Annotated in this window: 17 protein-coding genes; 13 read left to right on the top strand and 4 right to left on the bottom strand. The window is 31.1% G+C overall.

Going from position 1 to position 13832, the window contains the following annotated elements; all coding sequences use genetic code 11:
* Positions 1–2: 2 nt before the first annotated feature.
* The 8 genes from Q9969_RS08270 (at position 3) to Q9969_RS08235 (ending at position 6690) form a co-directional block, all read left to right on the top strand.
* Positions 3–158: a 50S ribosomal protein L39e gene (locus Q9969_RS08270; RefSeq protein WP_004032463.1), complete on the top strand. Its 156-nt coding sequence runs from the start codon at positions 3–5 to the stop codon at positions 156–158.
* A gap of 11 nt (positions 159–169) precedes the next feature.
* Positions 170–415, top strand: coding sequence for a 50S ribosomal protein L31e (locus Q9969_RS08265; RefSeq protein ID WP_305515089.1), 246 nt, complete (start codon positions 170–172; stop codon positions 413–415).
* 29 nt (positions 416–444) lie between these two features.
* On the top strand, positions 445–1116 hold the full coding sequence (locus tag Q9969_RS08260) for a translation initiation factor IF-6 (protein WP_305556190.1): 672 nt from the start codon (positions 445–447) through the stop codon (positions 1114–1116).
* Between the two features lie 25 nt (positions 1117–1141).
* The gene (gene rpl18a, locus Q9969_RS08255; RefSeq protein WP_305515085.1) at positions 1142–1366 is read left to right on the top strand and encodes a 50S ribosomal protein L18Ae; all 225 of its coding nucleotides are present in this window, start codon (positions 1142–1144) and stop codon (positions 1364–1366) included.
* Between the two features lie 18 nt (positions 1367–1384).
* Positions 1385–1819 (top strand): prefoldin subunit alpha, encoded by a 435-nt coding sequence (gene pfdA, locus Q9969_RS08250; protein ID WP_305515083.1) that lies wholly within the window; start codon positions 1385–1387, stop codon positions 1817–1819.
* A gap of 94 nt (positions 1820–1913) precedes the next feature.
* The gene (gene ftsY / locus Q9969_RS08245) at positions 1914–3107 is read left to right on the top strand and encodes a signal recognition particle-docking protein FtsY (RefSeq protein ID WP_305515081.1); all 1194 of its coding nucleotides are present in this window, start codon (positions 1914–1916) and stop codon (positions 3105–3107) included.
* Between the two features lie 290 nt (positions 3108–3397).
* The gene (locus Q9969_RS08240; RefSeq protein ID WP_305556188.1) at positions 3398–5152 is read left to right on the top strand and encodes a putative glycoside hydrolase; all 1755 of its coding nucleotides are present in this window, start codon (positions 3398–3400) and stop codon (positions 5150–5152) included.
* Positions 5153–5154: 2 nt separating this feature from the next.
* A complete protein-coding gene (locus Q9969_RS08235; protein WP_305515077.1) occupies positions 5155–6690 on the top strand; it encodes a putative glycoside hydrolase in 1536 nt (511 codons plus the stop codon).
* Positions 6691–6709: 19 nt separating this feature from the next.
* On the opposite strand, the gene Q9969_RS08230 is transcribed toward Q9969_RS08235, so the two are convergent.
* Positions 6710–7087 carry a DUF4258 domain-containing protein gene (locus Q9969_RS08230; RefSeq protein ID WP_305515074.1) on the bottom strand — a complete coding sequence of 126 codons (378 nt, stop codon included), beginning with the start codon at positions 7085–7087 and terminating at the stop codon, positions 6710–6712.
* A 297-nt stretch (positions 7088–7384) separates the two neighbouring features.
* On the opposite strand from Q9969_RS08230, the gene Q9969_RS08225 reads away from it, so the two are divergent.
* A complete protein-coding gene (locus tag Q9969_RS08225; RefSeq protein ID WP_305515857.1) occupies positions 7385–8716 on the top strand; it encodes an IS4 family transposase in 1332 nt (443 codons plus the stop codon).
* A 189-nt stretch (positions 8717–8905) separates the two neighbouring features.
* On the top strand, positions 8906–10360 hold the full coding sequence (locus tag Q9969_RS08220; protein ID WP_305556185.1) for a sodium-dependent transporter: 1455 nt from the start codon (positions 8906–8908) through the stop codon (positions 10358–10360).
* Between the two features lie 6 nt (positions 10361–10366).
* Here the strand turns inward: Q9969_RS08220 and Q9969_RS08215 are convergent, their stop codons facing one another.
* Entirely contained in the window at positions 10367–10582 is a 216-nt protein-coding gene (locus Q9969_RS08215; protein ID WP_305556182.1) for a hypothetical protein, read from the bottom strand.
* A gap of 197 nt (positions 10583–10779) precedes the next feature.
* Between Q9969_RS08215 and Q9969_RS08210 the strand changes: the two genes are divergently transcribed.
* From Q9969_RS08210 to Q9969_RS08200, 3 genes are all read left to right on the top strand, one after another.
* A complete protein-coding gene (locus Q9969_RS08210) occupies positions 10780–11172 on the top strand; it encodes a hypothetical protein (protein WP_305556179.1) in 393 nt (130 codons plus the stop codon).
* 243 nt (positions 11173–11415) lie between these two features.
* Positions 11416–11844 carry a hypothetical protein gene (locus Q9969_RS08205; RefSeq protein WP_305556176.1) on the top strand — a complete coding sequence of 143 codons (429 nt, stop codon included), beginning with the start codon at positions 11416–11418 and terminating at the stop codon, positions 11842–11844.
* An 18-nt stretch (positions 11845–11862) separates the two neighbouring features.
* Complete coding sequence (locus Q9969_RS08200) at positions 11863–12306, top strand: hypothetical protein (protein ID WP_305556173.1); 444 nt, start codon at positions 11863–11865, stop codon at positions 12304–12306.
* A 249-nt stretch (positions 12307–12555) separates the two neighbouring features.
* On the opposite strand, the gene Q9969_RS08195 is transcribed toward Q9969_RS08200, so the two are convergent.
* Together Q9969_RS08195 and Q9969_RS08190 are read right to left on the bottom strand one after the other, a co-directional pair.
* Positions 12556–13131 carry a hypothetical protein gene (locus Q9969_RS08195; RefSeq protein WP_305556169.1) on the bottom strand — a complete coding sequence of 192 codons (576 nt, stop codon included), beginning with the start codon at positions 13129–13131 and terminating at the stop codon, positions 12556–12558.
* Positions 13061–13441, bottom strand: coding sequence for a hypothetical protein (locus Q9969_RS08190; protein WP_305556167.1), 381 nt, complete (start codon positions 13439–13441; stop codon positions 13061–13063). The genes Q9969_RS08195 and Q9969_RS08190 overlap by 71 nt, the downstream gene beginning before the upstream one ends.
* Positions 13442–13832: the final 391 nt, after the last annotated feature.

Below are 13832 nucleotides of genomic sequence, written 5' to 3'. Positions count from 1 at the left end.
AAATGAGTAGAAATAAACCATTAGCTAAAAAATTAAGAATGGCAAAAGCAAATAAACAAAATAGGAGAATTCCAATTTGGGCTTATGCTAAAACTAACCGTAAACTTAGATACAGGCCTAAACCTAGACATTGGAGAAGAAACAGTCTTAAGTTATAAGAGGGGTAATTATGGAAAGAGTTTACACAATTCCACTTAGAAATGTGAAAGAAGTCAAAAGGACTATCAGGGCTCCTAGAGCTATTAGGGAAATTAAAAATTTCTTAACCAAACACATGAAAGCTAGTGAAGTTAAAATCGACGAATCTATTAATCATGCTATTTGGGAAAGGGGTATTCAAAAAATACCTTCAAAAATCACTGTAAAAGCAGTTAAAGATGATGATGGTGTTGTAAAAGCTACTTTAGCTGAATAGACACACAATAATTAATGTGAGGTAACAATATGTTAAAAAGAGTAGATATTGTAGGAAATCCGAATGTGGGAGTTTTTATCACAGCAACCGATAATTTAGCAATTGTTCCTTATAATCTTTTAGATGATAAAGTAGATATTATTAAGGAAACATTGGATGTTGAGGTACTAAAATCTTCTATTTCAGGGTCAAGCCTTATAGGATCTTTATCTGTAGCTAATTCAAATGGTATTGTTGTTTCCCCACATGTTTTGGATAGAGAAGTTAAACAATTCAGGGATATGGGCTTAAACGTTGCTACAATTCCGGGCACTTATACTGCAGTTGGAAATATTGTTGCCGCAAACGATAATGGTGCAATAGCTAGTCCGTTTTTGGAAGGCGAGGCTATTGAGGTCCTTGAAGAAACTTTAGATGTTGATGTTAAAACTTCCCATATTGTTGGAAGTGACATTATCGGTTCACTGATTAAAGTAACTAATAAGGGTTTCCTAATCAGTTCAAGCGCCCTGCAATCTGAAGTTAACTTCGCTCGTGAAGTATTTGGTGTTGAAGGAGATATAGGTACTGTTGGAAGAGGTATTCCATTAGTAGGCGCCTGCACTATTGGCAATTCCAAGGGTGCAATAGTCGCTAAAGGCAGTACTGGTCCTGAAATGGCTAGAGTTGAGGAAGCGTTAGGCTTTTTAGATGATTTTTAATTAATATAATCATGAGGGATTTTATATGATAACAAAAATTTACAGAGTTAAAGGTACTTTTGTAATGGGTGATGAATACCATGGATTTACTAAAGAATACAAAGCAACTTGTGAAAGTGATATAGAAGACAAGATCTATTCTAATTTTGGAAGTAAACATGGTATCAACAGGAATCAAATTTCAATCAAATCAATTGAAGAAATTGCTCCTGAAGATGTTATAGACCCAGTCGTTAAAGAAATTTTATAACTGCATTGGGGGATTGGCATGGAAGATCAACAAAGATTAAACAGTCTTGTTAATGAAATCAATGTATATAGGCAACAAGCAGATTTAATTCAACAACAAATTGAATTAATACAGGCTTCTATTAGTGAAGTGGATGCACTATTTACTACATTAGATGATATTGAAGGTAAGGAATCTGTTGAAGCATTTGTACCTGTTGGTGCCGGTTCTTTTGTTAAAGGAGAATTAAAAAGCACTGACGAAATCATTGTCAGTATCGGTGCAGGAATTGCAGTTAAAAAAGATGCCGAAGGTGCTCGTGAAATATTATCCGGACAAAAAGAGGAATTAAAAGACAGTTTGGATAAAATGCTTGCTAATTTACAACAGGTAAGCGACATCGCCGGCAATCTTGAAGCTCAAGCACAGCAAATTGCAGCTGCAGCACAAGGTAATACGACCCAAATGGGTTAAATTATCTTTTTTCACTTTTTTTTATAAAACCATTTATTTAATATAAATGATAAACTTACTATTAATATTCACATTTTAACAGGTTGTGTTAGTTTTGTTCGAATCACTAAAAAAGAAACTTTCAAAAACAAGTGAAAAATTAGAAGAAGAACTTGTTGAAGAAGCAAAAAATGAAGACAATATCGAAGAAGAATCAGGTGACAGATTCTCATTTTTCTCATTTGGACGTAATAATGAAGAAGAGGAAGAAAATTCACTCTCTGGTGCTGGTGAAATTCCTGAAGAAGTGGAAGAGGAGATTTTTGAAGAGGAAGTTGATGAGGAAAAATCTCACTTCTGGAAAAGGGATAAAAAACCTGTTGAATCTGTTGACGGCGAAGCTAAAGGTGGAATGTTTTCTTTTGTACGTGAAAAAACCATTCAGGAAAAACATGTTGATGATATTCTATTTGAACTTGAAATGGAATTGCTGCAGGGAGATGTTGCAATGGAGGTTGCAACTGAGGTTGTAGAAAGCGTTAAAGAGGATCTTATAGGTAAAAAAATCAAAAGAAGCAATGATATTACTGAATATGTTTATTATGCCTTAAGAGATGCAATTTCCGAGATAATTGATATTCCTGCAAAATCAATTACTGAAATGCTTGAAGAAAAAAAAGCACAGAGGAAGCCATTAGTGGTAATGTTTGTTGGAATTAATGGTACAGGCAAAACCACCACTATTGGTAAACTGGCTAATTATTACTTAAAAAAAGGTTACACTCCAGTCATTGCCGCTTCAGATACATTTAGGGCAGGGGCTATTGAACAAGTAACTCATCATGCCGATAATGTCGGTGTTAAAATCATCAAACACCAGAAGGGATCTGATCCTGCGGCCGTTGCATATGATGCAGTTGAACATGCATGTGCTCAAGGCAAAGAATTGGTTTTGATAGATACTGCAGGTAGAATGCAAACCAACACTAATCTTATGGATGAAATGAAAAAGATTAAAAGAGTATCCAAACCTGATTTGGTCATTTTCGTTGGAGATGCAATCACTGGTAATGATGCAACCGAACAGGCCAGAAAATTCAATGAAGCTATTGATATTGATGGTGTAATTCTTACCAAGGCCGATGCTGATAGTAAAGGTGGCGCATCGCTTTCTATTGGTCATGTTATTAAAAAACCGATCATGTTTTTAGGTGTTGGTCAAGGATATGACGACATCAGGGAATATGATGCTGAATGGATGCTGAATCAGTTATTTTCTGAAGAAAATGAAGCAACCGGTGATGAATAGCTCTTGATTTAACTGATATATCTTATTGTCAGTTAAATACTTTTTATTTTTTCTTAAATACTCTTTCAAATCAAGATTTGAAATCTTATAATTTCATTATTAAATAAATTTTAATTCAACTTATTTAAATTTATTTTATCATCATTGTTCTTTTTTTAATTAGTTCTATACTGTTTAAAGCTATTTTTTAAAAATTAAGCTATCTCAATCCAAATATCTTATTAAAAAGGTTTATATATGTTTTTATATAAACCATTAATCACTCAATTTGAGGTGGTGAAAAAATTTCGATGAAGAACAAAACATTGATTTTATCAATTGTGCTAATCTTATTTTTCATGATAGGTGCAGTTAGTGCAGTTAATGAAACCGATGTAGTTGATTCTCCTGATGACTCTTTAGACGATGAGGTACTTTTGGACAATCAAAGAGAAATTCAAACAACAATTAAAAGCAACAATACTAATATTGTTAAAGGCAATGACTTCATTGTACAATTAACAGATGAAAATTCCACACCTGTTGCAAATAAATCAGTTCAGTTCACTCTGGATTCTCAAGTCACTAATGTCACGACTGATGAAAATGGAACTGCAAAACTTAAGATTTTAAAGGATGTTGGAAAATACACAGTCAAATACTCGTTTTCTTCTGATGGATATGCTGGATGTGAAAATTCAACTAAAATATTTGTCATCCCGACTTCTGCTTCTAAGATATTGGCTTCAAATTATAATGCTTATATTGGGATTAAAAATAAATACACAGTTTGTTTAACAGTTGGTGATGTTCCATTATCCGGCAGGGAAATAGTTTTTAAAATTGATGGTAAAAAATATATCAAAAAAACGAACAGAAATGGCAGAGCAAGTCTTAATATTGAAAAACCTAAAGGAACCTATAATATATGCTGCTATTATTATGGTGAGGACAATATTGATTCTGCAAAATGCAAAGCTAAAGTTAAGGTCATAAAAGGGATTCCTACCAAAATTAAAAAGGAAAATTCTGTAATTTATAGACATAAAAAAGCCGATTATCTTAAGGTCAAACTTTATGATGCCCGTGGAAACTTGCTCAAATCCAAAAAAGTTACTTTTAAAGTAAATGGCAAAACATATATTAAAAAAACAAACGGCAACGGAATTGCAAAAGTTAAAATCAAATTAAAAACAGGAACATATAAAGTAAAGGCGATATTTAAAAAGACCTCAATATATAATAAAACTTCAAAGACTATTAAAATAAAAGTTAAACCAAAACAGGCTCGAAACAATGGAATGTGGCTACTTTCCATTGATATGGGCAAAGTTAATTTTACCAGCCTTAAAAAGATTTCAACAAAGCACATTTTCTTGAATTCCAAATGCATTGAAAGATTCGGTAAAAAATATGTTGAATCATGGATTAAAACCGCTAAATCCAAAGGCATTAAAGTTCATTTATGGATGCAGGTATTTTACAACTCAGATGGAGGTTGGGTAAATCCAATTAAAAATGGCAAAATTAATCATAAACTAATTGATAAAAAAGTTAAGGAAGCTAAAAAATATGCCAAGATAAAAGGCGTTTCCGGAGTTCATTTTGATTATTTACGTTTCCCAGGCACTGCTTATAAGTATAAAAATGCTGTAAAAGCAGTTAACTTGTTTACTAAAAAAGCAACTAAGGAAATCCATAAAGTAAATAAGAAAATCATTGTATCGGCGGCAGTTATGCCTGAACCCTCTTCAATGAAGACGTATTATGGTCAGGACATCTCCACAATGGGCAAATACTTGGATATCATCGTCCCTATGGTTTATAAAGGGAATTATCATGCCAATTCAAAATGGATTAAATCGGTAACCAAGTCCTTTTCTAAAAAATCAGCTAAGGCAAAAATCTGGACAGGCCTTCAAACTTACAAATCAGATTCAAATATTAAAAAGATTTCAGCCAAAGAACTGATGAGGGATGCAGATGCGGCAGCGCTTGGTGGAGCATATGGAGTAATCTTATTTAGGTATGGTTTAATTAACTATATTGACTTTGCAGAGGTTTAATCATGAACAATAAAATATTAATCTTTTCAATGATTTTAATGGCTATTTTATCCGCTTCTGCGATATCGGCAAATGATAATGTAACCGGTACTTTTGAAGTGGAGGATAGCATAATTACTAATGAATCTCAAATAAATGAAATTGACGATTCAATAATTGAAAATACAAATTCTACAAACACTAATGAGGATATAGCTATTTCTGAAATATCCTCTTCAGATGTGGTCGGATATAAATCATTTCCCACAACAATCACAGGGATATTAACATCAAATGGAACGCCACTGTCTTCTAAAAATGTTAAAATTGTTTTAAATGGGGTAACATATAACAAAATCACTGATAGTAACGGTAAAGTTAGTTTAAATGTTAAATTAGCTGAAGGTTCCTACACTGCCCAATTTTTCCACGATGGGGATAATTTAACAAGCAATGCAGTTGCAACTTCAAAATTAATGGTTATGGATCTAATTAAAACCAAACTTAAATTGGGAGATAAGGATATTAATTATCGCCAAGGTTCTAAATGCTTATTTTATGTTAAGCTAGTTGATTCAAATGGAAATGCTATTGGAAACCAGTGGGTTACATTTAATGTTGATGGTAAAAATTATACGGTTAAAACAAACGCATACGGTAATGCTAAAATCTATTTAAAACTTAAGAAGGGTAAATATAAAGTAAAATATTCCTTTAAAACATCTTTTCCATATCTTTCTTCTAGCGGATCATATAAAATTGATGTGAAAAATAAAATGCCTAAAGGCAATGGCTATTGGCTATGGTCTTCTCATATGAAAAAAGTAAATCTTAAACGCCTGTCTGGAAAAGGAACTAAACATATTTTCCTCCATGTCCATGCCATATATCAGCATGGAAAACCTTCTGTAGTATCATTTATTAAAAAAGCACATAAATATGGAATTAAAGTTCATTTATGGATGCAAGTATGCTATAATAATGGAAAATGGGTAAGGCCGGTTAATAAAGATGGTTCTTTAAAATACTGGTTTTTAAATAAGAAAGTCAAAGAAGCTAAAAAATATGCTAAAATTAAAGGTGTTGATGGAATTCACTTTGACTATATGCGATTTGGAGGAACAGCACACTTGTATAAAACTTCAACAAAAGCTATTAATTATTTCGTTAAAAAGGCTAGCGTATCTGTTCATAAAGTTAAGTCCAAGTGTATAGTTTCAGGAGCTATAATGCCTGAACCCGGCATGATGGAGTATTATTATGGTCAAGATGTTCCAAAAATCAGCAGATACTTGGATGCACTACTTCCGATGGTTTATAAAGGAAATTATGGTCAGGATACTTCTTGGATTACTTCAGTTACAAGGACTTTTGTCGATCAATCAAATGGAGCCCAAGTCTGGTGCGGCCTTCAATCTTACCATTCAGACAGCAATGCTATAAAATTGTCTCATAAGGCTCTTTTAAAAGATGCAAAAGCCGCTAAAAATGGAGGGGCAAATGGAATTGTTTTATTTAGATTTGGTATAAGTTGCAATTTTAATTTTAATAAAGTTTAATGAGTTAATTTTATTAACTCTACCATTTTCTTTTTGCTAGTGCTTTTATGCGCTTTTTTTCAATATTTTTTTCCCTATCGGATTGGTATTGTTTCTTTTGGCGATTGGTTGCTGTTTCATTATTTCTCATTACTGTTACAAGATCTATTGAATTGCCGCTGCATGCCATTATCACTCGTATTTCTTTATAATCCTTATTTGAAGGAGCATTGTAGACTACGGCATATAGATTATTTTCTGTGTGTTCGTAATTTATAGGTTCTTCACATAGTATGCAGTTAACAACATATTCGCGACTTAATCCGTTATCTTTGAGCCTTTCGATAAAATGGTGATTTTCAAAGCACCAATTTATGCCTGTGGTTTCACCCATTATAAATTTGTCAAAAACATTCATCAGTTATTAATATGTAAATGTTTATTATATATTTTTTACAAATGTAATACATTCCTAGAAACTTAAGATTTTTTATTTTTTTTATCATTGTTTATTCATTGAAAATTGCTAATTTTGATTTATTTTGCTTTAATCAGTTATTATTTATTTTAATACTTTATTAATTAATTTTAATTTATTTATATCTAATTTTAATAATTATTAATAGTTTATTTTAAATATTATTAATTATATATATATTTATATAAGTAATTAAAGTTTTTTAATCATGAATTTATTTGATTGGGGGTTGGATTGATGTATTCTTATGATAGATTTGTCAAAGATTTTTTCAGTTTATTTGATGTTTTTATATCTGAAAAATATGTAACTGAAGATAATAAGTTTATTAGAGATAGAAAAATGACTCAAAAAGAGTATACAACATTTATTCTTTCTCAAAGAAGCTGTACATCTTATATTGAAACGATTAGATTTTTCACAATAGGATTGAATAAGAAGTTTAAAACAATTTCTAGCCAAGGAATTGGAAAACAAAGAATGTTCATTGACCCAAAAGTTTTTATTGATATGAATGAATCTTTTATTGACCAATTATATGGCAAATATTCTGGATTTTCAAAATTTAAAGGATATATTGTTAGTGCTTGTGATGGAAGTATTATTGATCTTCCCAATGTTACTTTAACACGTGAAGAATTCCCTGTTGGTGATGAAAACCTGTTAAAAGAAAAAAGAATTCGTGCAAGAGTTTCATGTCTTTTAGACGTTCATTCTAAACATATTTTAACAGCAAAAATTGTTGAAACAACAATAAATGAAGTAGATTTAGCAATTGAACATTTAGAGAACTTAAAACAAAGATTAAACATTACAAAATTAATTACCATTTACGATCGAGGATATCCATCAATCGAACTCATGGCAAAAACCATTGATTTAAACTCTAAATTTTTAATAAGACTACCAAAAAATGTATTTAGACATTTAATCAAACAAATGAAGACTAATGATGAAATTATAAAAATAAATTTAACAAATAATAGATTAAGTCATTTTGATGATGAAAATTTAAAAGAAAAAGCAAGAAAGATGGGGCGATTAGAAATTCGCATAGCATTAGTAGATATTGGTAAGAACGAACCTGAAATACTTGCAACAAATTTAACATCTGAAGAATTCTCAACAGAAGATTTAAAAGAATTATATGGTAAAAGATGGGCAGTTGAAACTGGATTTGACAGATTAAAAAATTTAATCGAAATCGAAGATTTCAGCGGAATTCGAAGAACAATAATCGAACAAGATTTTCACGCCCACATATTCGTTTATAACCTAGCAATGACAATTAAAAATCATGCAGAAAACAATATAACAAGAATACCCAGAAATAAAGATGAAAAAATAATTTATCAGTCGAATTTCGCAAAAATAACGGGAAACATCTATTTATTCTTATTTGACCTAATATTTGAAACGCAAACGAAAAGAGAGCAAATAATCGATTTTATAGTAAAAGAAGCATCTAAAGAACTAATACAATATAAAGAAAATCAATACAATAATAAAGAACGAAAAACCCCGGATGTTTATAATAAACATCCAGGAAACAAGAAAAAAACACACTAATCAAATAATTTCACCAAAAATTAGTGAGTTTTCACATCTTGTTTAATAGTTCTGTTCACAAATCATATAAAAAACTTACGAAAATCAAATCCTAATCCCAAAATAATATAACAACGTTATCAAATAAACAGAATTAATAAAAAATTTCACATGAAAAATCTTAAGTTTCTAGGAATGAATGTAATACCTATGTCACAAAAAAATCAATGGGATTCATCGACAGCATTCATTTTCGCCATGATTGGGGCAGCTGTTGGGCTTGGCAATATATGGAGGTTTAGTTATGTGCTCTACTCTAATGGGGGAGGTTCATTTTTCATTCCTTATCTTATTGCTATTGCCATCATGGGAATTCCATTTTTAATACTTGAATATGGTGTGGGGTTCTCGTTTAAAGAATCTTTCTCGAATATTATGAAGAAAATCAACACGAAATTCGAGATTATTGCATGGATTTTGGTTTTGTTCGTCTTTATTGTTACAGTTTATTATATGGTAATTTTAAGTTGGGATTTGGTATATCTTGGATCTAGCTTCACATTTAGCTGGGGATCTGATGCGGCGGCCTACTTCGTTAACAGCGTAGGCGGAAGTTCCAATCTTGACAATGCTAGTTTTTTATTAATTCCAACAACTGTTGGTGTTTTACTTCTATGGGGTGTTTTATGGTTTATTTCACATAAAAATGTTGAGGAGGGTATTGGAAAGGCATCTAAAATTCTTATTTCTTCTCTATTTATTATGATGGGGGCTATTATTGTTTATGCATTGACTTTGCCCGGTGCAAGTATTGGCGTTACAACATTATTGACTCCGGATTGGAATAAGCTTTTGGATGTAAACATTTGGCTTGCTGCTTTTGCACAGATTATTTTCTCCTTAAGTATGGGTCAGGCCATTGCACTTACTTATGCAAGTTATTTGCCGGAAAACTCTAAGTTAATCGATAATGTTTTAATAGTGGTTGCATCTAACTCTTTATTTGAAATTTGCACTACATTTGGAGTATTTTCAATTTTAGGTTACATGTCATATACTGGAGGAACTCCTATGGTTCAGTTAATCACTGAAGGCACCGGATTAATATTCATTGTCTTTCCAATGATTTTCAACATTATGGGTCCAATAGGAAGAGTTTTAGCGCCATTACTATTCCTGGCCATATTATTTGCAGGCATTACTTCAGCTTTAGGTTTTTTAGAACCGATGTTAAATTCAACATCAGATAAACTTGGATGGTCTAGAAAGAAAACCGCAACAGTTTTAAGCATTGTTGGATGCATATTTTCAGTCATTTTAACAACAGGCATTAGCAGTTACCTTGTTGGCATTATAGATTCATTTGTAAATGAATTCGGAATTCTACTTTTAATAGGTGTTCAATGTATTGTATTTGCTTGGTTTTATGGTGTGGAACGTTTCCTGTCTGTACTTAACGAACATTCCACATTTAAAGTTGGCAGAACTTGGGTATTCGTGATTAAATATTTGCTTCCATGTGTTTTAATCCTGATGTGGGCTATCGGCATAGTTCAGCTATTTTCAACTGCAAAAACATTTGAGATTATGGTTGATTTAATGATTATTGTTGCCGCAGTTCTTGCTGCAATTCTTTTGACAAAAATTAAACCGGCAAATGACTGACATCATTTAATAATTTTTATATGCATCATATCCGGAGTATAGGTGGTATAATGTTTGAAGACCACTTCCAAAGGAGTTATTTATAAAAAACCAAACGATTATGTGGATAAGTACTGCTGCGCTAAAAAGCCATAATCCTCTCTGTTTGTCCCCATTTAAATATTGGCTTAGGCCGGGTATGATAAATGAGAAAATTCCATATTTTAGTGAATTGGTATTCATTGTCCTCAAATCCTTTGCACTTTAGTTTGTATGTTTAATTATATTTACTTTGCAGCTAATTATTTTAATACTTTTGGGTCATTTAAACTAAATTGTCTATTCATTCTTTTAGTAAATGGGCATGGAAATATTTATCATATATTAAAATAAATATTTTAACCATGAAAGTGAAGTTGGCAGTTATTGTGCTTTTGGCAATGTTTCTTATGGGTATTGTAAGTGCAAGCGAGGATGTGAAGTATTCAGATGAAGCAAAAAATATAACCTTCAGGGATGTGAAATTCACAATTCCTGCAGGATATGGGGAATCAAAAGATAATGAAAACTTCAATGATTTGGGATCTGATGGAAAAACTTGTTTTTATATTAATGAAGCCAAGGGAGAAATTATCATAACCGTCATCTCAGACTGGATGGGCATGAGTTTAGATGAATTGTACAAAAAGGGTGCTAATAAATCAACAATAAATAATCATACTGGTTGGAATTATACTGAAGACGGCTTACACTACTTTGGATATGTTCAAGGTGATAAAGGTATAATAATAGCTGTTACAAATGAAACAAGGCTGTCTCAGGTAATCTTATAAATACTGTTAAGTCTAAAGGCGGATGGTACCTTTAGAACTTAAACTAAAAAATTTTTTTAGTATAACACAGGAGTGTGTTATGCATAGTAATATATTATATGTCTTATTTAAAGTTTTATTTATTTTTACATGCCTAAATTTTGATTCAAGGCATTTAGATTTGACTAAATCAAATTCAATCTATATTTTTAAAAATTCAATTGGTAAATAATTATATTAATAAATTTAAACAAAATCATGGTTATGAAAGTCAGATATGTTCTTGCAATTTTAATTTTATTTACATTAATTGCATGTGTTCATGGTGAGAAATTCACTCCTGAATCTGGAACATTTGCATTTAGGGAAGTGGAAATCTTTGAGATAAATGGGATTAACTTTACAATACCTGCAGATTATAATATAACTTATGAAAATAACACTGAAATGGATTTCAAACATGGAAAAAACAAGTTAAATATTTCTGTTGCGGATAATGGAACTGTTGAAAAAGTTAAAAAGGACATGTCAAAAAACATCACTTCCGGAAAAACAATGCTTGGGTCTCAAAAGGGTTATCTTGTAGATAAAAATGGCACTTATACATTTTCTTATATGAAAAATGATAAATTGGTTGTCATTAAATCAGAAAACATGCCATTAATGATTGGGGCTATGGAAGGAGTTAAATAAATTATTTTTAGTGATAATATGGGATTCAATAAAAAACATGCAATGATTTTATTAATTTTCATTTGTGCTTTGCTTGTTATGGGTGTGGCTTTAGCAAAAGATGTGGATGCGGCTAAAACTAAAAAAGTAGCAGTTAGGATTCATGATTTTAAACCTGGAGTGTTATGGGCTCCAAAAGCGGTCAAACTTAAAAATGGGGATGCGATAGCCGGATATGTTACATACTCAGGCAATATGCAATTTGACAGGGGAACAGGCGTTACAGCATGGTATATTGGAAATGGCATGAATGGGGACATTGAACCCCATCACACTAAGATAGTTAAAGTTAAATTTTACTTTAAAAATGTAAAAAAACATGTGAAAACCAAAACAGTCAAAGGAAATAGCGCTCATATTTCAACAGGATTGATTAAAGGATACGCTCCTTATAAAGCGAAGGTTTGGTATAGGACTTATTAAAAAATAACTTTCATCATAACCATTCATCTCAATTTAATATCCATGCCTGCCGCATAATCCAAAGTAGCTCTGATAATAATGGTCTTATTGGAGAGCATAATGATTTGCAGTAATTCGGATAGTTGAAATCTTAAAAAAAAAAGAATCAGATTCGCTGTTGATTGCCACAATCTTAAATGAAAAGAAGTAATTCCTATTCATAAAATGCCATAATTCATTTAAATAAAAATAATGAGGATTACTCCTCGATTATTTTATTCGCTCATAATGTGGGGATTCGTATCTGATTTTAATTTTACTCACCTTATCCAAATCATGACAGTACACTACACCAGGGGTTTCATTAAAGTCTAAGCAGGACTCCCAAGAGCGGTCCCAATAATATTTTCCATTATGGTGGAGTGTTTTGAGTTTTGTTGTGATGTCCAGATAGGTTTTTGCCGTTTTATTCCCAGCTATTACCAAAATATATTGCATGTCTTTTTCTACATAATTAAAAGTTCCAATAACTATAGAACCAATTGTGTATTTTCGCTCTCCTTTTTTGAAAGGAATTACATTTGTTCTATATTTTGCATATTTGTACTTTTTAATGCTGGATTTCTTTTTAGAGGTAACTTTTACATTAACGGAACCTTTAAGTTGAGTATCAGACCCACCAATACTTATATTGCAAATTCTTGTTGTTTTATAAACCTTTTCAACTGTAAGAATTTTTCCTTTTAGTTTTTTGATAGTTTTGAAGTATTTTGCTTTAGGAAGTTTGATAGTTATGCTGGCTTTTCCTTTTTTTATCTGTTTTGGTTTTATAGGTTTTACCATCATACTTGAAGGTCACTTTTTTATTTTTCAGTACTTTATTGTCTTGTGTTTTAAATTTTGCTGTTATTTTGACTTTTTGTCCTTGTTTGCCACTAACAGGTTTAGCTTCGATTTTTACAGGGGGTTTTTTAACAGGATTTGTTTCAACTGAGCTATTGGTGATGTCAGTTGAGATATTTTCAACTTCTTCTGGGTGTGTGGTATTTACATCATTAGCTATATCTGTAGTGTTTTCACTAGCAGAAGCAGCGCCAATTAATATAAACAACAATCCTAAAAGTAAAAATGTCAATTTCAAATTAATTTTAACCATAATATGTCTCCTTATGTTTTGAGTTATATTTTTCTTAGTAATAAGTATTTGGAGTTCTTTAAAACTTGTGCGATTTTAATTTAAACAAATTTTTCATTAAAAATTTTCCCCCAATGGTTGAATTATTTTTATAATTTAAAGTTAATTAATTGCTTATTGTAGAAAATTTAAGTTTATAATTAATCAACAATTTTATCACTTAAGTTTTTGAAAGAGTCTTAAAGTGATATCGACATTTTTTAATATTGGGATATATATAAATTGTATTAATTATGAAAAATTGATTTCATTTCGTAAAATTGCTTTAAGTAGGTTATTGATATGTCTGATAAATTACATGCTGATTCATTTTATAAACACTTAATTTCTAATGGATATTACTTTGATAAAG

The sequence above is a fragment of the Methanobrevibacter sp. V74 genome, from assembly GCF_963082495.1.
Taxonomy (GTDB): Archaea; Methanobacteriota; Methanobacteria; order Methanobacteriales; family Methanobacteriaceae; genus Methanocatella.
This window is presented reverse-complemented; position numbering and strand designations above follow the sequence as displayed.

Coding starts and splice junctions, on each gene's coding strand:
- Q9969_RS08215 (WP_305556182.1), bottom strand. CDS start 10,582: ATGAATACCAATTCACTAAAATATGGAATTTTCTCATTTATCATACCC.
- rpl18a (WP_305515085.1), top strand. CDS start 1,142: ATGATAACAAAAATTTACAGAGTTAAAGGTACTTTTGTAATGGGTGAT.
- Q9969_RS08205 (WP_305556176.1), top strand. CDS start 11,416: ATGAAAGTCAGATATGTTCTTGCAATTTTAATTTTATTTACATTAATT.
- Q9969_RS08235 (WP_305515077.1), top strand. CDS start 5,155: ATGAACAATAAAATATTAATCTTTTCAATGATTTTAATGGCTATTTTA.
- Q9969_RS08200 (WP_305556173.1), top strand. CDS start 11,863: ATGGGATTCAATAAAAAACATGCAATGATTTTATTAATTTTCATTTGT.
- Q9969_RS08260 (WP_305556190.1), top strand. CDS start 445: ATGTTAAAAAGAGTAGATATTGTAGGAAATCCGAATGTGGGAGTTTTT.
- pfdA (WP_305515083.1), top strand. CDS start 1,385: ATGGAAGATCAACAAAGATTAAACAGTCTTGTTAATGAAATCAATGTA.
- Q9969_RS08230 (WP_305515074.1), bottom strand. CDS start 7,087: ATGAATGTTTTTGACAAATTTATAATGGGTGAAACCACAGGCATAAAT.
- Q9969_RS08210 (WP_305556179.1), top strand. CDS start 10,780: ATGTTTCTTATGGGTATTGTAAGTGCAAGCGAGGATGTGAAGTATTCA.
- Q9969_RS08240 (WP_305556188.1), top strand. CDS start 3,398: ATGAAGAACAAAACATTGATTTTATCAATTGTGCTAATCTTATTTTTC.
- Q9969_RS08225 (WP_305515857.1), top strand. CDS start 7,385: ATGTATTCTTATGATAGATTTGTCAAAGATTTTTTCAGTTTATTTGAT.
- Q9969_RS08265 (WP_305515089.1), top strand. CDS start 170: ATGGAAAGAGTTTACACAATTCCACTTAGAAATGTGAAAGAAGTCAAA.
- Q9969_RS08220 (WP_305556185.1), top strand. CDS start 8,906: ATGTCACAAAAAAATCAATGGGATTCATCGACAGCATTCATTTTCGCC.
- Q9969_RS08190 (WP_305556167.1), bottom strand. CDS start 13,441: ATGGTTAAAATTAATTTGAAATTGACATTTTTACTTTTAGGATTGTTG.
- Q9969_RS08270 (WP_004032463.1), top strand. CDS start 3: ATGAGTAGAAATAAACCATTAGCTAAAAAATTAAGAATGGCAAAAGCA.
- Q9969_RS08195 (WP_305556169.1), bottom strand. CDS start 13,131: ATGATGGTAAAACCTATAAAACCAAAACAGATAAAAAAAGGAAAAGCC.